General features: G+C 64.5%; 1 protein-coding gene. It reads right to left on the minus strand.

Annotated elements, in window-relative coordinates:
* The coding region (locus tag KW824_RS20700) for a VCBS domain-containing protein (RefSeq protein WP_218410891.1) at window positions 1-290 on the minus strand (290 nt) is incomplete at both ends.

Raw genomic sequence — 290 nt, forward strand, 5'->3', positions numbered from 1 at the left:
AGGCTGCCCAGCGCGCCCGCACTCGGGGTGCCGTTGCCGGCCAGGAACTTGGCTTCATCGGCGCCGTCCAGATCGGTCACGCTCAGGGTGCCGGTCTCGGTCAGCAGCGGGGTGCTTTCATCTTCGGTGACCGCACCGGTGTCAGTGCCGGTGATGACAGCCTCATCGTTGACGCCGGTGATGGTGATGGTGACGGTGTGCTCGGTGCCATCCACGGAGGTGACCACAAAGGTCTCGACCTTGGTTTCGCCCTCGCCCAGGTACTGCACCTTGCTGTTGTCGACCTGGTA

The sequence above is a fragment of the Aeromonas sp. sif0611 genome, from assembly GCF_019218845.1.
Classification (GTDB): domain Bacteria; phylum Pseudomonadota; class Gammaproteobacteria; order Enterobacterales; family Aeromonadaceae; genus Aeromonas; species Aeromonas media.